Origin of the sequence: Streptomyces sp. SID13726 (assembly GCF_010548375.1) — a bacterium.
In the GTDB taxonomy this organism is placed as follows: Bacteria; Actinomycetota; Actinomycetes; order Streptomycetales; family Streptomycetaceae; genus Streptomyces.
This window is the reverse complement of the sequence record NZ_JAAGLY010000020.1, coordinates 22,750-47,785: the sequence shown is the minus strand read 5'-3', so window position 1 is coordinate 47,785 and position 25,036 is coordinate 22,750. Positions and strand designations below refer to the sequence as shown.

Sequence of the window (25,036 nt, the reverse complement as noted above, 5' to 3'; positions counted from 1 at the left end):
CATGGCGGTGGCCCGCCTCGACCTGACCGCCACCGCGGTCCGCGCCCGCCTCGCGCTCACCGGCGTGGGCCTCGCCGTCCTCGGGTACGGCGGCTCCTGGCCGGCCCCGCACCTGGTCCCGGGCGCCCTGGCGAAGCTGAGCGCCGGCGGCCGGGGCGAGTCCGGACCGGCCGCCTCCGCCTGGTGCTCCGACACCTGGGGCTACCCCGACGCCGGCACCCCGGCCGGCGCCTCCTGCTCGCCTCACCCCACAGCGAGACCACCCTCTCCGCCCTCGCCAACACCGGCGTGGCGATCACAGTCCTGGCGGCCTGCCTCGCCGCCCTCGACGCCTCCCCCCGCTTCCACCGCCTCACCCGCCCCCTCATCGCCGTCGGCTCCATGTCCCTGACCGCCTACATCCCCCACATCCCCGGCATCCACCTCCTCGGCATCGAGGAACTGCCCGCCACAGGGGACCGCTGGAATGGCTCCTGGGCAAGTCCACGAAGGTCGCCGAGCGGGTGCGGTGAACCACGAGTCCGGCGAACTCACGCTCCACGCGGGCGAATCGTCATCGCGCGGGCGCCGGTTCCGTCACCCACCCGGCCGTCAGCACCAGCCCCGACTCCCGGTGCACGGCGAGGAATCCGAAGGGGCGGTCGAAGGTGGCGGTGACCACGGTGGCCATGTACCGGGGTGCGGGCGGGGCGCCTCCCGGAGCCGCGGCGACCGCCGTCACGGCCGCCGACTCGAAGCCCAGGGCGTCGAAGCGGGCCAGCACGGACTGCTGGGCGGCGCCCACCGCGAGGGGGGCGGGGGAGATGCCGGGGAAGTGGCCCTGGCGGGTGTCCCGGGCCGTGGTGAGGCCGAACAGGCTGTGCGGGCGCAGGAGATCGTGGTGGGCCCGTACCTCGAACGCCGTCGTGGTCAGCTCCAGCGTCGGCTGCTGAGGGGTGGCGCAGGGGCGCTCCTCGACGCGAAGACCCGGTCCCGCGGGCCCGTGCGGAAGCAGCGCGCCCCTCACCACCGGGAGCCCGCCGGCGAGTACGGCCGTCCCCGCGCCCACCACCTGACCCGGCGTCATGTGCTCGTCGCCGAGCAGGAGATGGACGTCGATGCCGTTGCCGCCGCGCACCTTCACCTCGGTGACCCGGCCGTCCGGCAGCGCCGCCACCCCGACCCGGTCCAGCCGTACGCTGCGCCGGTGCAGCCCGCGCAGGGTCCTGCCCCGCCAGGGGCCCGCGGACGGCCGTACCGGACGCTCCTCGAAGGGCCGCAGCCACGTCGTGCGCAGCGCCAGCGCGCTCGCCAGCACCAACTGCGTGGTCTCGCGCACCTCCACCGGCATCCGCTCGATCAGCCCGCCCGTCCGCTTCGCCGCCCAGGCGTCCAACTCGCCCTGGTCGATGGCGGGATCACCGGTGAGGGCGTGGTGCGTGTCGGCGGGCAGCCGGGCCGTCCACTCCTCGCGCGGCTCCAGTGTGCGGCCGGTCCACAGGCCGATCGCCGAGTCCAGTCCTTCGATGCCCGCCATGAGGCCGAGCAACTCCCGTGCCACCTGGGCCGCGTGCTCCGCGGGCACGCCGAGCGCCCGGGCCAGCTCCGCCCGGGCCGGGCCGTGCGCCCCGTCCGCGAGGAGGGCCAGCAGCGGCCAGACCCCGGCCCCGGAGCACGCGGAGCCGCCGGAGGACGCCCCCGCCCAGCGCGCGGTCAGCCCGTTCACCGCACGGACCGTGTCGTCGTACGTGTTCAACTTGATCAGAACTCCTCGGAGAACAGGGCGCTGTCGTCGGGGTACGGCCGGGGATGGGTGACCCATCCGGCCGCGAGCACGAGCCGCGAGTGACGGTGGACGGCGAGGAAGCCGAAGGGACGGTCCAGGACGGCCTCGATCCTGGTGGTGGTCCAGCGCAGGACGGGCACACCGGTGGCGGTGGCGCCGGGGGCGGTCACGGCGGCGGCGCGGAAGCCGGTGGCGCCGAACTCCGCCATGGTCGACTGCTGGGCCGATCCGACGGCCGGCGGGACGCCGCTGATGCCCGGGAAGTGGCCCTCGCTCGCGTCCCGTGCCGCGGTGAGGCCGAACAGCCGGTGCAGTGTCAGCAGATCGTGGTGGGCCCGCAGGCCGAACGCCGGGGTCGTCACACTGAGCGTCGGCGGCTCGCGGCGGGCGGTGCGCCTTCTGACCACCCGCAGCCCCGGTCCCGGTTCCCCGTAGGGGAGTTGGAAGCCGGACAGCACGGGCCGGCTGCGGGCCAGGACACCGACCCCGGCGCCCAGCACCTGACCGGCCGTCATGTGCTCCTCGCCCAGCAGGAGATGGACGTCGACCGCGGTGTCGCCCAGCACCTTCAGCTCGGTGACATGGCCGTCCGGGGTGTCCGCCACCCCGACCCGGTCCAGCAGGCTGCTCGTGCGGTGCAGGCCCAGGAGCGCGCGGTCCGCCCAGGGGCCGGTCTCCGGCAGCAACGGGAGGTCCAGGAAGCGCTGGAGCCAGTCCGTGCGCACTGCCAGGGCGCCGGCCAGCACCAGTTCGGTGTCGTGCCGCACCGGCACCGGCATCCGCTCGATCAGCCCGCCCGTCCGCCTGGCGGCCCAGGCGTCCAACTCCCGCTGGTCGGCGGCCGGATCACCACTGAGCACCCCGTGCGCGCCGACGGGCAGCCCGGCCGCCCACTCCTCCCGCAACTCCAAGGTCCGCCCGGTCCACAGCCCGAGTGCCGAGCACACCCCGCGCACCCTCGCCATCCCGCGCGACAACTCCCGCGCCGCCCCCGCCGCTTCGCCCGCCGGCAGCCCCACGGCCCCGGCCAGCTCGTCCCGCGCCGCCCCCGCCGCCCCGTCAGCCAGAAAGGCCAGCAACGGCCACACACCGGCGGCCGAGAACACGGTCCCGCCGGAGGCCGCACGCTCGGTCCCGCCGACCGTGGGCGATCCCGTGGCCGAGCCCTCGCTCGCGTCGGCCGTCGGCACCCCTGTGGCCGATCCCCGGGCCCCGCCGGCCGATCCGGTGGCCGCACCTTCGGACTCACGGCCCACCGGAAAGCCTGTGGCCGCACCCTCACACCCACCGGGCATCGGCAATCCGGGGATCACGCGCTCGGTCCCGCCGGCCGTGGGCGATCCCGTGGCCGAGCCCTCGCTCGCGGCGGCCGTCGGCACCCCTGTGGCCGATCCCCGGGCCCCTCCGGGCGATCCGGTGGCCGCACCCTCACACCCACCGGGCATCGGCAATCCGGGGATCACGCGCTCGGTCCCGCCGGCCGTGGGCGATCCCGTGGCCGAGCCTCCGGTCCCGCCGCCCGTAGGCGCCCCGGCAGCCGAGTCGCCGGTGCCGCCGCCCAGCGGCGATCCGGTGGCCGAACCCCCGTTCCCGCCGCCCGTACGCGCCCCCGCAGCCGAACCCCCGACCCCACCGCCCGCCGGAACCCCCGCAGCCGAGCGCGCACCCCCCGAAATCCCCGTCCCCTCGGAAGAAACCCCCGCCCACCGCGCCGTGAGCCCGTTCACCGCGCGGATCGTCGTACTCGAAATCGGCATTCCACCCCCGCCCGCCCCACGCATACCATGCGCCCTGTCGTACGTCAGTTCCCCACCACAGCCTGAACCAGGAGCACGGTACCCGTGTCCATACCCCCGCCCCCCGGGCCGCCGTCCCCCGCCCCGGACCCGTACCGGCCGCCGCCGCAGGGACCGCAGCCGTACGGGCAACAGCCTTACGGGCAGCCGTACGGGCAACCCTATGGGCCGCAGTACCCTGGCTGGGGACAGGGCTACAGCCCCTACACCCGCCCCGTCGGCGTCAACGGTCTCGCGGTCGCCTCCCTGGTGCTCGGTGTCCTGTGCTGCTTCCCGGCCGTGGGGCTGGTGCTCGGTGTGATCGCGTTGGTGCAGATCAGGAAGAAGGGGCAGTCCGGCAAGGGCCTGGCGATCGCCGGGTCGATCCTGTCGTCGCTCGGCCTCGCCCTGTGGGTGACGGTGCTGGCCACGGGAGGGCTCTCGCAGGCGTGGGAGGGGTTCAAGAAGGGCGCGACCGAGGGCGCGGCCTTCTCCGTGGTGAAGGGCCAGTGCTTCGATGCGCCGGGGGAGAACCTCGACGGTCTTACCTACGACGTCGACGCGGTCCCCTGCGCGGGTGAGCACGACGGCGAGGTGTTCGGCGAGTTCGAGATGACCGGGTCCGCCTTCCCGGGTGACGGCGCGGTCTCCGACGCCGCCGACGAGCGGTGCTACCCGCTCCAGGACAGCTACGTCCTGGACACCTGGTCGCTGCCCCAGGACGTCGACGTGTACTACTTCGGCCCGACCCGGCAGAGCTGGCGCCTCGGCGACCGCGAGGTCAGCTGCATCTTCGGCAACACGGACGCGTCGGCCACCCTGACCGGCTCGCTGCGCGCCGACGAGAGCACGCTCGACGCCGACCAGGTCGCCCTCCTGAAGTCCCTCAACGCCCTCGACACCGTGCTGTGGCAGGAGCCCGAGGACTACCCCGAGGACGATCTGCCCGGCTACCGGGACTGGTCGCAGGACGTCCACGACAGCCTCGACGAGCAGATCGGGACCCTGGAGGGGCATTCCTGGTCGGCCAGGGCCGACAAGCCCGTCGCGGCCCTGCTCAAGGACATGGAGACCGCCCGCGGCGAGTGGGAGAAGGCGGTCGCGGCCGCCGACGACAAGGACGTGGACACCTTCTACACGCACTACGACAAGGGCTACGCGTTCGTGGACGGCCCCAGCACGGTCACCGCACGCAAGGCTCTGGGGCTCGCCACCGACCCGCCGTCCTACGACGAGGACTCCGGCAGCGGGGGCGGCGGCTCGGACAGTGGCGAGCTCGATGTGTGATCGCGGCTATACCGGGGAGAAAGTGCCTGCGTAAAGCCCGCCACCGGAACATGTCATCACATCGAGTGATTCTCTGGCCTTTGCTTGCATGGCCCAACCCACGGTTGCCAGGCTGTTGCTGTCTGTACAACCTGATGGGAGCGGCCAGTGACATTCGGTGAGCAGCCGGCGTATCTGCGTGTCGCGGGTGATCTCCGCAAGAAGATCGCCGACGGTTCGCTGCCACCGCACACCCGTCTGCCGTCCCAGGCGAGGATCCGCGAGGAGTACGGCGTCTCGGACACCGTCGCCCTGGAGGCGCGCAAGGTGCTGATGGCGGAGGGCCTGGTCGAGGGCCGCTCCGGCTCCGGGACGTACGTCAGGGAGCGGCCGGTGCCCCGCCGCATCGCCCGCTCCGGCTACCGCCCGGCCTCCGGTGCCACGCCCTTCCGGCAGGAGCAGGCCGACGGGGAGGGGCGTGGCACCTGGGAGTCCAGCAGCGAGCAGACCGAGGCGAGCGTCGCCATCGCCGAGCGGCTCGCCGTCCGGCCCGGCGACCGCGTGATGTGCACCAAGTACGTCTTCAGGGAGGCCGGTGAGCCGATCATGCTCTCCACCTCCTGGGAGCCCCTCGCGGTCACCGGGCGCACCCCCGTGATGCTCCCCGAGGAGGGGCCCCTCGGCGGCATGGGCGTGGTCGAGCGCATGGCCGCCATCGACGTGGTCGTGGACAACGTCACCGAGGAGGTCGGCGCCCGCCCCGGCCTCGCCGAGGAACTGCTCGCGCTGGGCGGTGTCCCGGGCCATGTCGTCCTCGTGGTGCACCGCACCTACTACGCCTCGGGGCGCCCGGTGGAGACGGCCGACGTGGTCGTTCCGGCCGACCGCTACCAGGTCGCGTACCACCTTCCGGTGAAGTAGCGCGCGCCCCGGGGAGGTTGCCCCGGGCGAACACTCAACGGGCCCGCGGTCGAGCGCCGTTCGAATTCGGCCGTTCTAGCAGGTGGACACCGCTGTTCCGGGCACCTTCCCGAGCGGAGGTACGCGCGTCCACCGGGGGCGCGTTCACCGATGTGCGCCCCGCGACCGGGGAGTCCGTCCTGGCTGGTTGCGTACCTCTTTGTGAAAACGCGTGTTCGCTGCGTAAAGGTTGGGCGTAGGCTCGGGCATATGCGGATTGCGGTTTCCTTATCGGGTGGGGCTCGACGCAGGTCGGGAAGGGGCGGTGGGGCGCAATGAACGACGGCACGATCACTCTTCCCTGGCTCGTCATACGACAGGACGACAACGGCAATCGCTACCGCGTGGGCAGGTACGCGACCAGGGCGGAAGCCCAGAAGATTGCGGACAGCCTCGACTCCCGCGGCCACAAGCAGCTCTACTGGGTCGAGCGCGTCAGCCAGAACGGCTCCGGCTCCGCCGACTGACCCCGCCTCCCGTAGGCTCCGGCGCATGACGGAACGGATCGTGGTGGTGGCCGCCGCCCTCTACGACGGCGACCGCCTCCTCGCGGCCCGCCGCAGCGCACCTCCGGAACTTGCCGGCCGGTGGGAGCTGCCGGGCGGCAAGGTGGAGCAGGGCGAGACACCGGAGAAGGCGTTGTCCCGCGAACTGCGCGAGGAGCTGGGTGTGGAGGCGGAAGCGCTGGAGCGCGTCCCGGGCGAGTGGCCGTTGAGCCCCCCGTACGTCCTCCAGGCGTGGACGGCCCGCCTGCTTCCGGGTTCCCCCGCCCCTGAACCGCTTCAGGACCACGACGAACTGCGCTGGCTGGCCCCGGATGAGCTCTGGGACGTCGACTGGCTCGACCAGGATGTAGAGGCGATTGGCGCACTGAAGGCCCTTTAGGGGCGCGGAAGACGTCCCCCGGGCTCTTGGGTGCCTCGCTTACCCCATTCGCTGCGGTACTGCACTCCCAATATCGGGTATGCCCCCCTTAACCCCACGAAAGCGGACATGGGCTGGCCCGGGATGTGATCGGCGTGATCGACACCGAAGGCGACTGCGCCGAGTGGACCTTCCCCGCGGACCCCGGCGCCGTGCGCGCCGCCCGCACGGCCGTCAGGAACCGGCTGACCGCCTGGAATCTCGACGGTCTCGCCGATATCGCGGCCCTGCTGGTCAGCGAGCTGGTCACCAACTCCCTGCGGCACGCCACCGGCCCCATCGGCGTCCGTCTCGTCCGCCCCGGCGGAGTCCCCGGTGTCCTCCTGGTCGAGGTCTCCGACCCCCTCCCCGACCCGCCCCGCGAACGCGTCGCCGACCTGGACGACGAGAGCGGACGCGGACTCCAGCTGGTCGCCCACGCCGCCCACCGCTGGGGCACCCGGCCCGGCACGACGGGCAAAACGGTCTGGTTCGAACTCGCCGTACCGGGATGAACAGGGCCTGATCGCGGTGAAGAACACCTGTACGACAGCCCTGCCGTTGTCCAGCGACTGGTTCAGGCCAGTGGCGGTTGTGGACAGACGTGATTCGACGCAGTGTCCGCTGGTTAGAAGACTGGAAGTGTTGTCGCAGCCCGGACCGAAAACCGTCGGGATCGTGCTGTGATCGTGAACACCGTGTTGTGCGGCGCCGTAGTGCTGGATACTGCGGGCAGCCGCCCCCGGTGACCGGTACCGGACGCGGTGAGCTGGAGGGGACGGTTCGCGTGAGCGAGATACCAGCGAAGGCCACGGAGTCGAAGGACCCGTCGGACGGCGCGAGGGCGGAGGCCGCGGATGATGCCGCGGCGCATGTCCGTCCCGGCGACGCGTCGTCCGGTGACGCCATGTGGCAGAGCAGCCCGCCCGGCTCCATCTACGACTACATCAAGGTCGCGTCCTTCTCGATAGGCCCCGACGGCCTGGTCGACCAGTGGAGCCTGCGCGCCGAGCAGCTCTTCGGCATCCCGGCCGGGCGCGCGGTCGGCATGGACCCCATCGAGGCGTTCATCGACCCCGACCTGCGCGAGCAGGGCCAGCGCAAGATGGCCGAGATCCTGGACGGCCGCGAGTGGACCGGAGTGGTCCCCTTCCGCAGCCCCGCCACGGTGGACGGCGAGCGCGCCCGGGAGGGCCTCGCCGAGGTCTATGTGATGCCGACCCGGACCGAGGAGGGCGAGCGGGCCGCCGTCTGCATCGTCGTGGACGTGCGCACCCTGCGCAGCATCGAGACCGACCTCGCCGCATCGCAGGCGATTTTCGGTCAATCTCCCTTCGGATTCCTGCTGATCGACCCCGACCTGCGGGTTCGCCGCGTCAACTACCGTTTCGCCTCCCTGTTCGGCGGCAGCCCCGACGACCACCGGGGCAAGGGCGTCCACGACTACCTCCCGCGCCCCGAGGCCGAGCGGGTCACCGCGACCCTGCGCCGGGTCCTGGAGACCGGTGACTCCATCACGGACATGCACGTCACGGGCTTTCTGCCGGGCTCCGACGAGCGCCGGCACTGGTCCATCAACCTGTACCGGGTGCGCAGCGGCTCCGGGCGGCCCATCGGGATCGCCTGGCTGGGAACCGACATCACCGCCCGCCGGGCCGCCGCCCGCGAGGCAGCCGCTGCCCGGCGCAATCTCGCCCTTCTGAACGAGGCGGGCGCCCGCATAGGCAACTCCCTCGACCTGGAGACCACGGCCCGCGAACTCCTCGACGTGGTCGTCCCCGGCTTCTGCGACCTGGCCACCGTCGACCTCTACCAGGGCCTCCTGGCCGGCGACGAGACCCCGCCCGGGCTCGCCGACGGCAGCGCCGAACTGCGCCGGGTCGCCTTCGCCAGCGCGGTCTCCGACGCCCCCTTCATCGGCTCCGGCGCCCCCGTCTCGGTCGGCGCCGTCCACCACTACCCCTTCAACTCGCCCTGCGCGGACGCCCTGCGCACCGCCCGCCCGCAGTACATCCCGGCCGAGGAGGGCGCCCTCGTCCAGTCCACGCTGGCCGTGCCGATGGTCGCCCACGACACCGTCGTAGGACTCGCGCAGTTCGCCAGGACCAAGGGCAGCGAGCCGTTCGGGGACCGGGACCGGGACCTGGCGGTGGAGCTGGCGGCCCGTGCCGCGGTCTGTATCGACAACGCGCGCCTGTACCGGCGCGAGCACGAACGGGCGCTGATACTGCAACGGTCCCTGCTGCCGCCCGGCGACCCGGTCGCCTCCGGCCTGGACATCGCCTGCCGCTATCTGCCCGGCAACTCCTCCGCGGACCGGCCCAGCGAGGTCGGCGGCGACTGGTTCGACGTCATCGAACTGCCGGGACACCGTACGGCGTTGGTGGTCGGCGACGTGATGGGACGGGGCCTGCGCGCGGCCGTGGCGATGGGCGAACTCCGCTCGGCCGTCAGGACCCTCGCCCTCCTGGACCTCGAACCCGCCGAAGTGCTCAGCGCGTTGGACGAGATCGCGCGCGGCCTCGGCGCCCCCGGCGGGGTTCAGCAGGCCACCCGCGCGGCCCGCCGCCCCCGCGAGGCGGACCTCTCCGAGGTGTACCTCGCGACCTGCGTGTACGCCGTCTACGACTCGGTGACCAGGCGCTGCACCTTCGCCAACGCGGGCCATCTGCCGCCCGTCCTGGTCGAGCCCGGCGAGGACGCGCTGATGCTCGACGTGCCGCCCGGCATGCCGCTCGGCGTCGGCGGCGAGCCCTTCGAGGAGGTGGAGGTCGAACTGCCCGAAGGCGCCCTGCTCGCGCTCTACACGGATGGACTGGTCGAAAGCCGCGACCACCCCCTCGACGAAGGTCTCCAGGCGTTCGTGGGTGCCCTCACCGACCCCTCCGCGCCCCTGGAGGACGTCTGCGACCACGTCCTCAACACCCTCGACACCCACCACGGCGAGGACGACATCGCGCTCCTGATGGCACGTGTCCAGGGCCTGCCCGCCGACTCGGTCGGCGACTGGACGCTGCCGCGCGAGCCGCGCAGCGTGGGCCGGGCCCGTGAGTACGCGCGCGGCCGGTTGCTGAGCTGGGACCTCGAACCCCTGGTCGACACCACGGAGTTGCTGGTCAGCGAACTCGTCACCAACGCCCTCAGGTACGGCGAGGGCGAGATCCGGCTCCGCCTCCTCCTGGACCGCACCCTGGTCTGCGAGGTCTGGGACTCCGGCCTGGTCCAGCCCCGCCGCCGGCGCGCCCGCGACACCGACGAGGGCGGTCGCGGACTGCAACTGGTCGGCCTCCTCAGCGCGGCCTGGGGCTCCCGCCGTACGCCACGCGGCAAGACGGTGTGGTTCGAACTCCCGCTGCCGGACGGGGAGAACGGCATGGTGGACCCGGCGGAGGCCCTGCTGAGCCTGTTCTGACCGGCTCCGGCCGGCCCTAGTCGGTGTGCCCGCGCAGCCGTACGTCCCGTTCGGCCAGGTCGCGGGCCTCGCGGGCCAGGGTGTCCTGCGGGAGGTCGTCGGCTCGCCGCGCCTCGGCCAGCAGCACGCGTGGCGCCGCGCCGACCGCCTCGCGGTGGACGGCGACACAGTCCTCCGCCCCGGCCAGCGACTCCCGGGCGACCAGCCGCGCGGCGGCCGTGAGCACCCCGGACCGGCCGGTCGCGAGGGGCGCGGTCGCGCGCACGATCCGGCGCAGGACGCCGAGCGGGTCGTACGGCTGCCCGGACGTCGTCTCCTGGCGTACGGCGGTCAGGACCGCGTCGGCGTGCTGGAGCCGTGCGTAGGCCTCGCCCTCGGGGCCGTCCCGGAGAGGGGCCAGTTCCGCCTCCGCGCCGGTGAGGGCGGACGGGACCAGCCGGGCCGCCTCGGCGCGTGCGGTGTCCACCCGGGCCACGGCCGTCACCAGCACGTCCGCCCGGGAGATCGCGGTCTCCGCCGCCCTGAGATGCAGGGCCGCCTCGTCCGGGCGCTCGGCGGCGGTCGCCTGATGGGTCTGGTTGAGGTGGACGGTGGCGCTGACCAGGCTGTCCTTGGCCAGCTCGACGTACCCGGTGACCGAGTCACCCACGGGGACGGTGCCGCCCGTGCGGGCGGTCAGCTCGCGGAAGCGGGCCTCGGCCGCCGCCAGGGCCCCGGCGGGGTCCCGCTCCCGCAGGCCGCGCAGGTCCGCCTCCCCGGCGGTCAGCCGCCGCTCGGCCTCCTCGCACCGGCCCACCACCCCGGCGAGGGCCGCCGCCTCCTCCGGTACGCCCTCGTCGTACCGCCGCCGGATCGCACACGCGGCCGCCAGCTCCGCCTCCGCCGCCTCGGCCGCCCGCACGAACGGGGCCATCGCGTCGGGCCCCGACTCGGCTCCGGCGAAGGAGAGTTCGTCCCGGAAGGCGCGCAGGTGGTTGTCCGCCTCGACCAGCGCGGTGCGGGAGCGGTCGTCCAGGTCGGCGAGCGGGGGAGGGGCGGCGGGGGAGGCGTACGCGCCGACGTGGGTCGTGCCGGGGGCGGGGGGTGTCGTACGGCCGCGGGTGCGGCGTATCCGACGCAGGGAGCCGTAGGCGGCGAGGGCCACCACCACGGCGAGCGCGGCGACCGGCAGGACCAGGTCGGCGGCGGAGGAGCCGTCCGACTCAGGTGCGGCGGCGCTCACGCGCGCGGCTGCAACCGGAGCGTCGTCGTTGATCGTCATCCACGGCAGCATCAGCCACACCACCCCGGCGACCACGCCCAGCAGGGCGTGCGCCACCCGCACGGATATGTGCGAGCGGCTCCGCCGGGGGCGGCCGCGTATCAGGGATGACGTCACATTTCGGAGCGTATGGGGCGGAATGCGGGGGCGCGAGCGGGGTGGGGTGGGCGGGGGTACGACGAGGGGCGGGGAGCGGATGCCGGACGGGCAGGACATACAGGCGGACGGGAACGGCGGGAAGGTCCCACCGGCACCGAAGGCGAGACGCCGGCGCTGGATCCGCCGGAGTGTTCTCGGGCTCGCGCTCGTCGTCCTCGTGCCGGTGCTCTCCGTCGCCGCCGCCCTCCGGCTCAACTACACCGGCGACCCCGCCGACGGCACCCGCACCCGGGACAAGGACGCGATCTGGCTCGGCCACGCCTGGGTGGACGGCCGTAAGACCGACGCCGACGTCACCGCTCTCGCGGCTCGCCTCCGGAAGACCGGTATCCGGGATCTGTACGTCCACGCGGGCCCCCTGGAACACGACGGAACGCTGCCCGAGTCGTCGTATCCGAAGGCGCGTCGGCTGATCGGCGCCCTGCACCGGGCGGCGCCCGGCATCCGGGTGCAGGCCTGGCTGGGGGACGAGCTGGCCACCGAGTCCCCCGACGGCATGCGCCTCGCCGACGCGGACACCCGAGCCGCGATCGTCCGGTCCACCCGGCAGATCCTCGACACCGGCTTCGACGGCACCCACTTCGACCTGGAGCCGCTGCACTCCGGCGACGAGCACTACCTCGACCTCCTCGACACCCTCCACGAGGTCACGCGCGCGAAGGGCGTCCCGCTCTCCGTCGCCGCCCACCAGATCGACCCGCTGCCCGCGCTGCACTCCGTCGCGGGGACGCTCACCGGGCACCCCAAGTGGTGGTCGCAGGCGTACTTCGGACAGGTCGCGCGGCGGGTGGACCAGATCGCGGTGATGTCGTACGACACGGCGACACCGCTGGAGAGCCTGTACGGCGGATACGTGGCCCAGCAGACCTCGCTGGCCCTGGAGGTCACCCCCGAATCCACCGACCTGCTGATGGGCCTGCCCTTCTACCGCGAGAACAACTTCGACCACTGGGCCTTCGCCGAGACCGTCCCCGCCGCCGTCCGGGGCGTACGCCTCGGGCTCTCCCGCACGGACGCGGACCGGGCCAACTTCGGGGTGGCGCTGTACGTGGACTTCGCGGCGACGGAGGGGGACTGGGCGGCGTACGAGAGGGACTGGGTCCGCTAGCAAGGCAGCTACGGCCGGGTGGGGAAGCACCTCACCGAGGGCGACCTCCCGCGCCCGGAGGGGATGCGGGAGATCGTGGAGCACAGCCTCGTCAGGGTGCTGGAGCTCGTGGGACAGTGAGCGCGTGAACTGGGTGCTGGTGGTCGCGACTTCCGTGCTGGTGGGTGCTCTGCTGGTGCTCGGCGTGGTGCAGGTGGTGACGGGCTGGGCGCCGCCCTGGGTCCGCGACACGATCCTGCGGCCGAGGCTCTCGGGCGTTGGGACCCTGGTGAGCGCGGCCGGTCTCGGGGTGTTCGTCTTCCTGGGGCCCCTGGGCGGGGTGTCCGACCGGCACCTTTACATTCCGTTGCTCGGTCTGATGGCGACCGGCGTCGGCACGAGCCTCTTCCAGAGGCTCGCCCGGCGTCCGGCTCCTATGAGGTCCGTCTCCTGATCTTCGAGCCCAGCCACACCAGCGGGTCGTACTTGCGGTCGACGGCTCGTTCCTTCAAGGGGATCAGGGCGTTGTCGGTGATCTTGATGCCCTCGGGGCAGACCTCCGTGCAGCACTTGGTGATGTTGCAGTAGCCGAGGCCGTGTTCGTCCTGGGCGGTCTTCTTGCGGTCCAGGCCCTCGGACTCGGCCGCGTCCAGCGGGTGCATGTCCAGCTCGGCGACCCGCATGAGGAACCGGGGGCCCGCGAACGCCGTCTTGTTCTCCTCGTGGTCGCGGACCACATGGCAGGTGTCCTGGCACAGGAAGCACTCGATGCACTTGCGGAACTCCTGCGAGCGGTCCACGTCCTCCTGCATCATCCGGTACTCGCCGGGACCGAGATCGGCCGGTGGCACGAACGCCGGGACCTCGCGTGCCTTCTGGTAGTTGAAGCCGACGTTCGTGACCAGGTCCCGGACGACCGGGAAGGCGCGGAGGGGGGTGACGGTGATCGTCTCGTCCTGGGTGAAGACCGACATCCGGGTCATGCACATCAGCCGGGGCCGCCCGTTGACCTCCGCCGAGCACGAACCGCACTTGCCCGCCTTGCAGTTCCAGCGGACCGCGAGATCCGGCGCCTGGGTGGCCTGGAGGCGGTGGATGATGTCGAGGACGACCTCGCCCTCGTTCACCTCGACCTTGAAGTCCTCCAGGTCACCGCCCTTCACATCCCCCCGCCACACCTTGAAGTGGGCCGTGTAGCCGCTCATTCGTACAGCTCCTCTTCGGCGAGGTACTTGACCAGCTCCTCCTTGTCGAACAGGGCGAGCAGGTCGGCGCGGATGGGGTCAGTGGTCTCACGGGTCAGGTTGATCTGGCCCCGGACCGGGTCCGTGGCCGCCAACCCGCCCGTCGGGTCGGCCAGTTGGCAGAGCAGATTCACCCGACGCCACTTGCGCTCCATCGTCGGATGGTCCTCACGGGTGTGCCCGCCCCGCGACTCGGTCCGCTCCAGCGCGGCCCGCGCCACGCACTCGCTGACCAGCAGCATGTTCCTGAGGTCGAGGGCGAGGTGCCAGCCCGGGTTGAACTGCCGGTGCCCCTCGACCCCGGCCCTGCGCGCCCGTACCCGAAGATCCGCGAGCTTCTCCAGCGCCTGCTCCATCTCGCCCTCCCGGCGGATGATGCCGACGAGGTCGTTCATGGCCTGCTGGAGCTCCTGGTGCAGGGTGTACGGGTTCTCCGGCGGCCCTACGTCCGGCTCGGTGCCCTCCGCCGAGAACGGCCGCAGCGCTTCCGCCGCCGCCGCGTCGACCTGGACCTCGTCCAAGGGCGGCCGCTGCGTCGAGTTCGCGTACTCCGCCGCGTGCCAGCCCGCCCGGCGCCCGAACACCAGCAGGTCGGAAAGGGAGTTGCCGCCCAGCCGGTTCGAGCCGTGCATACCGCCGGCCACCTCACCGGCCGCGAACAGCCCCGGCACCCCGCGCGCCGCCGCCGTGTCCGAGTCGACCGCGATCCCGCCCATCACGTAGTGACAGGTCGGCCCGACCTCCATCGGCTCGGCCGTGATGTCGACGTCCGCCAGCTCCTTGAACTGGTGGTACATGGAGGGGAGTCGGCGCCGGATCACCTCGGCGGGCATACGGGTCGAGACGTCCAGGAAGACTCCGCCGTGGGGTGAGCCCCGGCCCGCCTTCACCTCGGAGTTGATGGCCCTCGCCACCTCGTCGCGGGGCAGCAGCTCGGGAGGACGGCGGTTGTGGTCCGGGTCCTCGTACCAGCGGTCGCCCTCCTCCTCCGACTCGGCGTACTTCTCCTTGAAGACGTCCGGGACGTAGTCGAACATGAACCGCTTGCCCTCGGAGTTGCGCAGCACCCCGCCGTCACCGCGGACGGACTCCGTGACGAGGATGCCTTTCACCGAGGGCGGCCAGACCATGCCCGTCGGGTGGAACTGCACGAACTCCATGTTCAACAGCGGTGCGCCCGCGAGGAGGGCCAGCGCGTGGCCGTCGCCCGTGTACTCCCACGAGTTCGACGTGACCTTGAAGGACTTGCCGATGCCACCGGTGGCGATGACCACGGCAGGCGCTTCGAGGACGAAGAAACGGCCGGTCTCGCGGTCGTAGGCGAAGACACCGGAGACCCGCGAGCCGTCCTTCAACACCCGGGTTACCGTGCACTCCTGATAGACCTTCAGGCGCGACTCGTAGTCGCCGGTCTCCTTCTTGTCCTCCTGCTGGAGCGACACGATCTTCTGCTGGAGCGTGCGGATCAGTTCGAGGCCCGTACGGTCGCCGACGTGGGCGAGGCGCGGGTACTCGTGGCCGCCGAAGTTGCGCTGCGAGATCCGGCCGTCCTTCGTACGGTCGAAGAGGGCGCCCCAGGTCTCCAACTCCCAGACGCGGTCCGGGGCTTCACGTGCGTGCAGCTCGGCCATCCGCCACTGGTTGAGGAACTTGCCGCCGCGCATGGTGTCGCGGAAGTGGACCTGCCAGTTGTCGTTCGAGTTGGCGTTGCCCATGCTGGCCGCGATGCCGCCCTCGGCCATCACCGTGTGCGCCTTGCCGAACAGCGACTTGCAGATCACGGCCGTACGGGCGCCTCGCTCGCGGGCGTCGATGGCGGCCCGTAGTCCAGCGCCCCCGGCGCCGACTACTACGACGTCCCATTCCTGTCGATCGACCACGGACATCAGAAAAACCTCGGATCGTCGAAAGCGCCGGAGGCGACCAGGAAGACGTAGAAGTCGGCGAGCGCCACGCTCACCAGGGAGGCCCAGGCCAGCTGCATGTGACGGGCGTTGAGCTTCCCGACGAACTGCCAGGCCTTGTAGCGCACGGGATGCCTGGAGAAGTGCTTCAGCTTGCCGCCGACGATGTGCCGGCAGGAGTGGCAGGAGAGGGTGTACGCCCAGATCAGCACGATGTTGGCCAGGAACACCAGGGAGCCGAGGCCCATGTGGCCCCACTCGTACTTCTCGTTCCTGAAGGACAGCACGGTGTCGTAGGTCAGGATCCCGGCGACCACGATCGCGGCGTAGAAGAAGTACCGGTGGATGTTCTGCAGGATCAGCGGGAAGCGGGTCTCACCGGTGTACTTCTTGTGCGGCTCGGCCACCGCGCAGGCCGGCGGGGACGCCCAGAAGCCCCGGTAGTAGGCCTTGCGGTAGTAGTAGCAGGTCAGGCGGAAGCCGAGCGGGAAGATCAGGATGATGATCGCGGGGGAGATGCCCCACCAGCTGCCGAACAGCTCCCAGTTGGGCCCGTGGCGCATGGGCTCGCAGCGCTCGGCGAGACAGGGGGAGTAGAACGGCGAGACGTACGGGGCCGCGTAGTAGTCCGTGTTGGCGAAGGCCCGCCACGTCGAGTACACGATGAAGGCGAACAGCCCGGCGGCGGTGCCCGCGGGGGCGAGCCACCAGCGGTCGGTGCGCAGGTGCGGGGCGGCGATCGCGGCGCGCGTACGGGTGCGTACGCCGCCGCTCTCGGGATGGGATTCGGTGTCGGGGGGTTCCGTACCAGTGGCCAACTCTTGACTCCGGTCGGGTTCAGGGGGCCCTGCGGTCGCGGGCGCCGAGTCCCTCGTCGTCCGAGTCCGTCCACAGGGTGTTGTCGTAAGGGGTGTCGGGGATCGGGACGAGCTGCGGTTTCTTGGGCGCCGCCGGGCTCGATCCCTCCTTGAGCAGGGCGAGGCTCTCGCGCAGCCGGTCGGCGTCCATCCGGACCCGGCGCATCTCCAGGCCGCCGCTGCCCAGCTGCTGCTCCAGGCGCTTGACGTACCTGAGCACTTCGTCGAGCGCGCGCTGTGCCGATGCCAGTTCGTCGTTCACGGACATGACGGTGACCTCACTTCCGCGGGCGCCATCGCCCTGGACGGGAACGGTCATGCGCCTGCGAGTGTTGCGCGTCACACCTGCCGGTGGGAAGCCGTGTGCATGGATTGGCGGATCGTGACCCTCCGCGCGCGCCCCCCGAGCGCCGCCCATTGCGCCGCACGGGTGGGCTTCCGCGCCGTTTCCGCCGTGTCGCCGCCGGCTGCTGAACCCTTTCCTCTTCAGTGGGCCGCATACATCTGATCAGCTCCATACTCCGCCAAACGTGATCAGAACCAGGCGGCACACCCCCGGAGGTAACCGGCATGTCCCACCACGCCGTCACGCTGCGCGCGGTCATGCGCTCGGTCGCCTTCCTCGCCGCGGGTGCGCTCGCGGTGCCCGCGCTCGCCGGGTGCAGTTCCGGGGAGAAGCCGAGCAAGCCGCTCGCCGAGCAGGACATCGCGCCCGCCCCCCGGCACCTGGTCGCCGACGGCGGCACCCTGCGCTGGGCCGTGGACGCCGTACCGGAGACCCTGAACACGTTCCAGTCGGACGCGGACGCGACCACCACCACCGTCGCCCAGGCGGTCCTGCCGTCGATGTACCGGCTGGACGCCGACGGGCAGCCGCAGCTCGACCCGGACTACCTGGAGTCCGCGAAGGTCGTCGAGACCGAGCCCAGGCAGGTCGTGCTGTACAAGCTGAACCAGCAGGCCGTGTGGAGCGACGGCCGGGAGATCGGCGCCGCCGACTTCGCCGCCCAGTGGCGCGCCCTGTCCGGCAAGGACTCCGCGTACTGGACCGCCCGCAACTCCGGCTACGAGCGCATCGAGAGGATCGAGCGCGGCGCCAACGACCTGGAGGTCCGGGTCACCTTCGCGCGGCCGTACGCCGACTGGCGCTCGCTGTTCTCGCCGCTGTACCCGAAGGACGTCATGGGCACCCCGGACTCCTTCAACGACTCCGCGCGCAAGAAGCTCAAGGTCACCGCGGGTCCCTTCCAGTTGAAGAAGGTCGACCGCAAGGACGACGAGGTCACCCTCACCCGCAGTACCCGCTGGTGGGGCCACCCCGCCAAACTGGACGAGATCGTGCTGCGGGCCGTACCCCACGACGAGCGGGCCGCCGCGCTCGCCGCCGGCAAGCTGGACCTCGCGGAGATCGACCCGGACGCCCTCGGCCGGATCACCAGCGCCGCCCGCGCCGGCGGCAAGGCCGGTCACGCGGGCCCCGGCGGGCTTCCCGCCCACGGCCCCGGCAGCAACCTCGGCGCCGCCGACGCCCTGCGCTCCTGGGCCGTCGCCCACGGCGAGGACGAGGAGGCCGCCGGGGAGGAGACCGAGGCCCGCGAGAAGAAGAGCGAGGCGGTCGCGGCGCGCGAGCGCGAGGAGACGGCCCTGAAGGGCTTCGAGGTCCGCCGGTCCCTTGAGCCCGCCTACACCCAGCTCGCCCTCAACGGCGCCAGTGGCCCCCTCGCCGACGAGCGGGTCCGCCGGGCCGTGGCCCGCGCCCTCGACCGCAAGGCGCTGGCCGGCCTCGTCCTCAGCCCGCTCGGACTGCCCGCCGAGCCCGTCGGCAGCCACCTCGCCCTTTCGGGGCAGGACGCCTACGCCGACAACAGCGGCGCGCTCGGCGGCCAGGACACCAAGGAGGCGCGGGCGCTGCTCGCCGACGCCGGCTGGGTGCCCGGGGGGCCGGTCGAGAAGAAGAAGGGGGACAAGGAGGAGAAGGCGGCCGGGGCCAAGGGCAGGAAGGCCGACGAGGACTCCGAGAACTCCGAGGACGGGGGAGACGGGACGTACATCGTCGGCGAGGACGACAAGTCGGGCGACGACAAGGACCCCAAGGGCCACGCGAAGAAGGGCGACAGCGGCTCGCACCACCTCGCCCAGGACGGCAAGCAGTACGCGAACAAGCTGAAGCAGGGCGGCGCGCCGGGGGCGTACGCCCCCAAGGGCACGCCCGCTCCGGCCGGCGCCGCGACCGAGGTGCTGGCCAAGGACGGCAAGGCGCTCACCCTGCGGTTCGTCCTGCCGTCGGGGCCGGGCTCCGAGACGCTGCGGACCGTGGCCGGGCGGATCTCCTCGATGCTGGCGAAGATCGGTGTCCGCACCGAGATCACCAAGGTCTCCGACGAGAGCTACTTCAAGGACCACATCGCGTCCGGGCAGTACGACCTCGCCCTGTACTCCTGGCCCGCGTCCGCCTTCCCGGCGACCGACGCCCGGCCCATCTTCGCCAAGCCGGTACCGGCCGCGGACGGCTCGCTGAACGTGGAGCAGAACTACACCCGGGTCGGCACCGACCAGGTGGACCAGCTGTTCGACCAGGCCGTCTCGACGCTGGACGCGAGCGAGAGCCGGGGCCTGATCCGCAAGGCCGACTCCCGGATCTGGGCGGCCGCCGGGTCCATCCCGCTGTACCAGCGGCCCCAGCTGACGGCCGCGAGGAAGGACGTGGTGAACGCGGGTGCCTTCGGCTTCCAGACCCCCGTCTACGAGGACATGGGCTTCCTGAAGAAGGGCGCGAAGGTCCCCGCTCCGCCCGCCGCCGACTGAGCCCGGCGAGCCCCGGGTGCGGAGGCAACGTACGATGGGGTGAGGCCGTGGCGTGTCAAGCCCGGCAGGCCCGCGTCACACGGACGTACGCAGCAGGGCCTTCTCACCACTTGGGAGTACGCCGCACTATGGCCACGCGCCACGACATCCGCAACGTCGCTATCGTCGCCCACGTCGACCACGGCAAGACGACTCTTGTCGACGCCATGCTGAAGCAGGCCGGTGCCTTCGCAGCGCACGCCGCCGAGTCGCTCGACGACCGCATGATGGACTCGAACGACCTGGAGCGTGAGAAGGGCATCACGATCCTGGCCAAGAACACGGCCGTGAAGTACCACCCGAAGGATGGCGGCGACGTCATCACCATCAACATCATCGACACCCCGGGCCACGCCGACTTCGGTGGCGAGGTCGAGCGCGGTCTGTCGATGGTGGACGCGGTGGTCCTGCTCGTCGACGCCTCCGAGGGCCCGCTGCCGCAGACCCGCTTCGTACTGCGCAAGGCCCTCCAGGCCCGCCTGCCCGTCATCCTGTGCATCAACAAGACGGACCGCCCCGACTCGCGCATCGACGAGGTCGTCAACGAGGCCTACGACCTCTTCCTCGACCTCGACGCCGACGAGGACCAGATCGAGTTCCCCATCGTCTACGCGTGTGCGCGGGACGGCGTGGCCTCGCTGACCAAGCCCGAGGACGGCACCGTCCCGCAGGACAGCGACAGCCTGGAGCCCTTCTTCTCCACGATCCTGTCCCACGTCCCGGCCCCCGAGTACGACGCGGAGGCCCCGCTCCAGGCGCACGTCACCAACCTGGACGCCGACAACTTCCTCGGCCGTATCGCGCTGCTCCGCGTCGAGCAGGGCGAGCTGCGCAAGGGCCAGACCGTCACGTGGATCAAGCGCGACGGCACCATGTCCAACGTGCGCATCACCGAGCTGCTGATGACCGAGGCGCTCACCCGCAAGCCGGCCGAGGTGGCGGGCCCCGGTGACATCTGCGCGGTCGCCGGTATCTCGGACATCATGATCGGCGAGACCCTCGCCGACCCCGAGAACCCGATCCCGCTGCCGCTGATCACCGTCGATGAGCCGGCGATCTCCATGACCATCGGCACCAACACCTCGCCGCTGGTCGGCCGGGGCGGCACCGGCAAGGGCGCCGACAACAAGGCCGCGGTCAAGGACCGCAAGGTCACCGCCCGCCAGGTCAAGGACCGCCTCGACCGCGAGCTGATCGGTAACGTCTCCCTCCGCGTGCTCGACACCGAGCGCCCGGACGCCTGGGAGGTCCAGGGCCGTGGTGAGCTGGCGCTCGCCATCCTGGTCGAGCAGATGCGCCGCGAGGGCTTCGAGCTGACCATCGGCAAGCCCCAGGTCGTCACCAAGGAGGTCGACGGCAAGACGTACGAGCCCGTCGAGCGCATGACGATCGACGTGCCCGAGGAGCACATGGGCGCGGTCACGCAGCTCATGGGCGTCCGCAAGGGCCGGATGGACAACATGTCGAACCACGGCTCCGGCTGGGTCCGCATGGAGTTCGTGGTGCCCTCGCGCGGTCTCATCGGCTTCCGGACCGAGTTCCTGACGCAGACCCGCGGCACCGGCATCGGCCACTCGATCCACGAGGGCCACGAGCCCTGGTTCGGTGCCCTCCAGACCCGTAACAACGGCTCGCTGGTCGCCGACCGCGCCGGTGCCGTCACCGCCTTCGCGATGACGAACCTCCAGGAGCGCGGCGTGCTGTTCACGGACCCGGGCACCGAGGTGTACGAGGGCATGATCGTCGGCGAGAACTCCCGCTCCGACGACATGGACGTCAACATCACCAAGGAGAAGAAGCTCACGAACATGCGGTCGTCCTCGGCCGACTCGTTCGAGGCGATCGTCCCGCCGCGCAAGCTCTCCCTGGAGCAGTCCCTCGAGTTCTGCCGTGACGACGAGTGCGTCGAGGTGACTCCCGAGGCGGTTCGCATCCGCAAGGTCAACCTGGACGCCCGTGAGCGCGCCCGCGCCGCGAGCCGCGCCAAGCACGGCTGACACACAGTAACCGCACAGCTCGAAGCCCGGGCGCCCCATCATTGGGGCGCCCGGGCTTTTTGCAACTCATTTTCAGGCCGCCATCGGGTCGGATGTGTCCGAAATGCGGAACGCGTCGCCCGATACCCATGTAACACGTCCGTTTCGCGGCCTTCTCGCGCCAGACAGTTTGTCCAGATTTTGGAAGATCTATACGGCAGCTGTGACTGAATTGAGATTTAAAGACTGTGGTCGGCACTTGGCTCATGGCAGATAGTTAGCCGCGTAGCGCTCGGGTCAATGGGTCTCGCGCCGTGGGGACGGCGCCGACTCACGAGCACCAGGGGGTGCCTGATCCTCCGTCAGGGGTGTCGGAGGATAGGCGGGAACCCCCTCCTGTTGGTGAACACGTGGAGTCATGAGGAGGAGTCCCATGCGCGGTGTCACAAGCACCAGGTGGGTCACAGCGTCCGATACAGGCAACAGTCGTACCGCGTACGGAGATTGACTCCACGGAATCCGTCGACCGTGTAGTGCGGGCTGCCGCCTACGCGCGTCCGGCTGCGGGTTTCCCTGACGCATCTTCATGATCCGGATGATCCGGTCCGCGACCGCGCACACCCGTGCGGGCCGCCGGCTCGGCGCACCCACACCTGTGAAATGGGCGAACTGTGACAAGTCCTATCGACATCGAGGGCGGCGACGCTCGGGCCGTCGTCGACGGAGACGGCGACCCGGAGCCGAAGAAGAAGCCCGAGGCTCTTGAGGGCCGATCTCCGGGGCAGTTGATGTGGCTGCGTTTCAAACGCGACCGCACCGGAGTCGCCTCGGCCTGCGTGGTGATCTTCTTCTTCGCTGTGGCGGCGCTGGCCCCGGTGATCGCGAAGCTGTACGGCAAGAACCCGTACACGCTCTATGCGCAGGAGCCCGAGTACCCCTTCCTGCTGGACGACTTCGCCATGCCCTCGGGCGGGTTCGGCGGAGTCTCCGGTGACTTTTGGTTCGGCGTCGAGCCGCAGCTCGGCCGCGACGTGTTCACCCAGCTCCTGTACGGCATGCGTACCTCGCTCTACATGGCCGTCCTGGTGACGTTGCTGAGTGTGGTCACCGGTGTGCTTATCGGCGTGGTCAGCGGGTATTTCGGTGGGCGGGTCGATTACTGGCTCGGCCGGGTCACGGACTTCTTCCTGGCCTTTCCGAGCCAGTTGTTCTTCATCGCCTTCATGCCTGTGGTCACCGCCCTGTTCGTCGATCCGAGGGACGAGACCCCGACGTATCTGCGGGCCGTCGCCATCATCCTGGTGATGTGGGTTCTCGGGTGGATGGGCATGGCCCGTCTGGTGCGGAGCTCGGCACTCTCCCTGCGGGAGCGGGAGTTCGTCGAGGCGGCGAAAGTGTCCGGCGCCTCGTCCTGGCGGATCGTCCGCAAGGAGATCCTGCCGAACATCGTCACGCCGATTCTGGTGCAGACGACCTACATCCTGCCCAGCACCATCCTGACCATCGCCTTCCTCTCGTTCGTCGGTGTCGGCTTCGTGGAGCCGACACCGGACTGGGGAAGGATGTTCGCGACCGGTGCCCGGATCTACGAACAGGATCCGGCCTACCTGCTCTTCCCCGGAGCCGCGCTGGTCATTTTCGTCCTCGCCTTCAACCTTCTCGGTGACTCGGTGCGGGATGCCTTCGACCCAAAGACCGGACGCTGACCGTCCACCCATGGGGGGCACTGACCCCCGCGCCGGTACACCGTGCGCGTCAGTCAGTTCATATGGATCACAACCGACAGGTAGGTGCATCAAGCATCATGAAGCCCATCCGATCGCGCAGAGCGCGTGCCATGGTGGTCGCGATAGCGGCTGGCGCCCTGGCCCTGACCGGCTGTTCCGACAACGGTGGGGGAAACGCCAAGGACGAGTCGAAGAGCAAGGGTGACGCTGCGGAGCAGTCGAAGCCGGTTGCGTACGCCAACGCGGCCACTTCGACCGGACCGGCGGCGGAGGTGCCCGGTGCCAAGTCGGGCGGCGTCATCAACGTCTACATGCAGTCGGACCTGACGCACATGGATCCGGGCCAGATCTACGTCAGCGACGCAGGCCAGTTCTCCAACCTGATACACCGTGGACTCACGGACTATCAGGAGGACGACAAGGGCAACCTCACGGTCGTCGGTGACGTCGCCACCGACGCCGGTCAGACGACCGACGGCGGCAAGACCTGGAAGTACACCCTCAAGGACGGCATCAAGGACCAGGACGGCAACCCCGTCACCTCGTCCGACGTCCGCCATTCCATCGAGCGGCTGTACTCGAAGGTCATCTTCGACGGCCCCAGCTTCGTGCAGAGCTGGCTCTCCGGCTCCGACTACCGCAAGGCGCTCCCGGACGGCCCGTACAAGGGCAAGCACCTGCCCGACTCGGTGTTGCAGACCCCGGACGCGAAGACCGTCATCTTCAAATTCGACACCCCGCGGCCGGACCTCCCGCAGGCCCTGGCCATGGCGGGATACGCCATCGTGCCGGCCAAGGACGACACGAAGGAGAAGTACGACAAGGCACCGAAGGCGCTCGGGCCGTACAAGATCGCCGAATACAAGGCCGGCAAGTCGCTGACCCTGGTCAAGAACGACCAGTGGGACCCGAAGACCGACGCCGTGCGTCACCAGTACGCCGACGGGTTCAACTTCAGCCTGACGATCGACCAGGCCAGCCAGACCAAGCGCCTGATCGCCGACCAGGGCGAAGCCAAGAACGCCATCCAGTTCACCGACAGTGTGGACCCCGCGCAGATCCAGGACGTCGTGGGCAACCCGGCGACCAACAAGCGCACGATCAAGGGCTACCAGCCGTACGTCTGGCAGATGTCCTTCAACCTGGACCGGATGAAGGACAAGAAGATTCGCGACGCCATCACGTACGCGATCCCGAACCAGGCCATGATCCAGGCCGACGGCGGCAAGTACGGCGGTGAGCTGGCTGGCGGCCTGTTCGCCCCGACCCTGCCGGGCTACGACGACAGCTACGACCCGTTCGGCAAGAAGAAGACCCCGAACGGCAACCCGGCCAAGGCCAAGGAACTACTGAAGGAGGCGGGCTTCAAGGACGGCACCAAGATCACTTACGCCTACTCCAACAGCCCGCGTGGCCAGGCCCAGGCCGTCATCATCAAGGACGCTCTGGAGAAGCTCGGCTTCGACGTCCAGTCGAAGGAGATCGACCGCGCCAGCTTCTACGAGCAGATCGGCAAGCTGAACAACCCGTACGACCTCTACATGACCGGCTGGGGTCAGGACTGGGCCTCCCCGTCCACGGTCGTCACTCCGGTGTATGACGGCAGCCTGGTCTCGGACGGCGGGTCGAACTACTCGCACGTCAAGGACGCCAAGGTCGACGCCCTGATCCAGGAGGCTCTGAAGCTGCAGCCCGAGCAGGCCGCGGCGAAGTGGGAAGAGGCCCACCACCGTCTCGTGGAGGAGATCAACCCGGCTGCTCCGGTCTACTACTCCAAGCAGATCCAGCTGTACGGGTCGAACATCGGTGGCGCGCGGTACAGCACCAACTCGAACTACCTCGACATCAACCGTCTGTACCTGGTCAAGCCGTAACACCGCGTCTCGGCTGAGCAGC

General features: G+C 70.7%; 20 protein-coding genes. 13 read left to right on the top strand and 7 right to left on the bottom strand.

Annotated elements, in window-relative coordinates:
- Window position 1: 1 nt before the first annotated feature.
- The gene (locus G3I78_RS53305) at window positions 2–391 is read left to right on the top strand and encodes a hypothetical protein (RefSeq protein WP_239158289.1); all 390 of its coding nucleotides are present in this window, start codon (window positions 2–4) and stop codon (window positions 389–391) included.
- Window positions 392–553: 162 nt separating this feature from the next.
- On the opposite strand, the gene G3I78_RS36230 is transcribed toward G3I78_RS53305, so the two are convergent.
- Together G3I78_RS36230 and G3I78_RS36225 are read right to left on the bottom strand one after the other, a co-directional pair.
- Window positions 554–1,735, bottom strand: a complete 1,182-nt coding sequence (locus tag G3I78_RS36230; protein WP_239158276.1) for a serpin family protein — start codon at window positions 1,733–1,735, stop codon at window positions 554–556.
- Window positions 1,736–1,740: 5 nt separating this feature from the next.
- A complete protein-coding gene (locus G3I78_RS36225) occupies window positions 1,741–2,871 on the bottom strand; it encodes a serpin family protein (protein ID WP_343243954.1) in 1,131 nt (376 codons plus the stop codon).
- 735 nt (window positions 2,872–3,606) lie between these two features.
- Between G3I78_RS36225 and G3I78_RS36220 the strand changes: the two genes are divergently transcribed.
- From G3I78_RS36220 to G3I78_RS36195, 6 genes are all read left to right on the top strand, one after another.
- Complete coding sequence (locus G3I78_RS36220) at window positions 3,607–4,827, top strand: DUF4190 domain-containing protein (protein ID WP_164432693.1); 1,221 nt, start codon at window positions 3,607–3,609, stop codon at window positions 4,825–4,827.
- 147 nt (window positions 4,828–4,974) lie between these two features.
- The gene (locus G3I78_RS36215; RefSeq protein ID WP_164432692.1) at window positions 4,975–5,727 is read left to right on the top strand and encodes a GntR family transcriptional regulator; all 753 of its coding nucleotides are present in this window, start codon (window positions 4,975–4,977) and stop codon (window positions 5,725–5,727) included.
- Window positions 5,728–6,041: 314 nt separating this feature from the next.
- A complete protein-coding gene (locus G3I78_RS36210; RefSeq protein WP_164432691.1) occupies window positions 6,042–6,233 on the top strand; it encodes an SPOR domain-containing protein in 192 nt (63 codons plus the stop codon).
- Between the two features lie 25 nt (window positions 6,234–6,258).
- Window positions 6,259–6,651 (top strand): (deoxy)nucleoside triphosphate pyrophosphohydrolase, encoded by a 393-nt coding sequence (locus G3I78_RS36205; RefSeq protein ID WP_164432690.1) that lies wholly within the window; start codon window positions 6,259–6,261, stop codon window positions 6,649–6,651.
- Between the two features lie 125 nt (window positions 6,652–6,776).
- Window positions 6,777–7,184, top strand: coding sequence for an ATP-binding protein (locus G3I78_RS36200; RefSeq protein WP_343243949.1), 408 nt, complete (start codon window positions 6,777–6,779; stop codon window positions 7,182–7,184).
- 272 nt (window positions 7,185–7,456) lie between these two features.
- Window positions 7,457–10,081, top strand: coding sequence for a SpoIIE family protein phosphatase (locus G3I78_RS36195; protein WP_164432689.1), 2,625 nt, complete (start codon window positions 7,457–7,459; stop codon window positions 10,079–10,081).
- A gap of 16 nt (window positions 10,082–10,097) precedes the next feature.
- Here G3I78_RS36195 and G3I78_RS36190 read toward each other — a convergent pair whose 3' ends face one another.
- Window positions 10,098–11,459 carry a hypothetical protein gene (locus G3I78_RS36190; RefSeq protein ID WP_343243948.1) on the bottom strand — a complete coding sequence of 454 codons (1,362 nt, stop codon included), beginning with the start codon at window positions 11,457–11,459 and terminating at the stop codon, window positions 10,098–10,100.
- A 79-nt stretch (window positions 11,460–11,538) separates the two neighbouring features.
- Here G3I78_RS36190 and G3I78_RS36185 point away from each other — a divergent pair, with 79 nt between their 5' ends.
- The gene (locus G3I78_RS36185) at window positions 11,539–12,609 is read left to right on the top strand and encodes a glycosyl hydrolase family 18 protein (protein WP_164432682.1); all 1,071 of its coding nucleotides are present in this window, start codon (window positions 11,539–11,541) and stop codon (window positions 12,607–12,609) included.
- A gap of 124 nt (window positions 12,610–12,733) precedes the next feature.
- Window positions 12,734–13,042, top strand: coding sequence for a hypothetical protein (locus G3I78_RS36180; RefSeq protein WP_164432680.1), 309 nt, complete (start codon window positions 12,734–12,736; stop codon window positions 13,040–13,042).
- Here the strand turns inward: G3I78_RS36180 and G3I78_RS36175 are convergent.
- The 4 genes from G3I78_RS36175 to G3I78_RS36160 are packed head-to-tail and all read right to left on the bottom strand — an operon-like array spanning window position 13,023 to window position 16,861.
- Entirely contained in the window at window positions 13,023–13,793 is a 771-nt protein-coding gene (locus G3I78_RS36175; protein WP_164432678.1) for a succinate dehydrogenase/fumarate reductase iron-sulfur subunit, read from the bottom strand. The genes G3I78_RS36180 and G3I78_RS36175 overlap by 20 nt on opposite strands.
- On the bottom strand, window positions 13,790–15,718 hold the full coding sequence (locus tag G3I78_RS36170) for a fumarate reductase/succinate dehydrogenase flavoprotein subunit (RefSeq protein WP_164432676.1): 1,929 nt from the start codon (window positions 15,716–15,718) through the stop codon (window positions 13,790–13,792). The genes G3I78_RS36175 and G3I78_RS36170 overlap by 4 nt, the downstream gene beginning before the upstream one ends.
- Window positions 15,718–16,554: a hypothetical protein gene (locus G3I78_RS36165; RefSeq protein ID WP_164432674.1), complete on the bottom strand. Its 837-nt coding sequence runs from the start codon at window positions 16,552–16,554 to the stop codon at window positions 15,718–15,720. Before G3I78_RS36165 ends, G3I78_RS36170 begins: the two co-directional genes overlap by 1 nt.
- Before the next feature lie 19 nt (window positions 16,555–16,573).
- Window positions 16,574–16,861 (bottom strand): hypothetical protein, encoded by a 288-nt coding sequence (locus G3I78_RS36160; protein WP_164432875.1) that lies wholly within the window; start codon window positions 16,859–16,861, stop codon window positions 16,574–16,576.
- 302 nt (window positions 16,862–17,163) lie between these two features.
- On the opposite strand from G3I78_RS36160, the gene G3I78_RS36155 reads away from it, so the two are divergent.
- The 4 genes from G3I78_RS36155 (at window position 17,164) to G3I78_RS36140 (ending at window position 25,014) form a co-directional block, all read left to right on the top strand.
- Window positions 17,164–19,398, top strand: coding sequence for an ABC transporter family substrate-binding protein (locus G3I78_RS36155; RefSeq protein WP_164432672.1), 2,235 nt, complete (start codon window positions 17,164–17,166; stop codon window positions 19,396–19,398).
- A 128-nt stretch (window positions 19,399–19,526) separates the two neighbouring features.
- The gene (gene typA / locus G3I78_RS36150) at window positions 19,527–21,434 is read left to right on the top strand and encodes a translational GTPase TypA (RefSeq protein WP_164432670.1); all 1,908 of its coding nucleotides are present in this window, start codon (window positions 19,527–19,529) and stop codon (window positions 21,432–21,434) included.
- A 650-nt stretch (window positions 21,435–22,084) separates the two neighbouring features.
- On the top strand, window positions 22,085–23,119 hold the full coding sequence (locus G3I78_RS36145; RefSeq protein WP_343243947.1) for an ABC transporter permease: 1,035 nt from the start codon (window positions 22,085–22,087) through the stop codon (window positions 23,117–23,119).
- 98 nt (window positions 23,120–23,217) lie between these two features.
- On the top strand, window positions 23,218–25,014 hold the full coding sequence (locus G3I78_RS36140; RefSeq protein WP_164432660.1) for an ABC transporter substrate-binding protein: 1,797 nt from the start codon (window positions 23,218–23,220) through the stop codon (window positions 25,012–25,014).
- Window positions 25,015–25,036 lie beyond the last annotated feature (22 nt).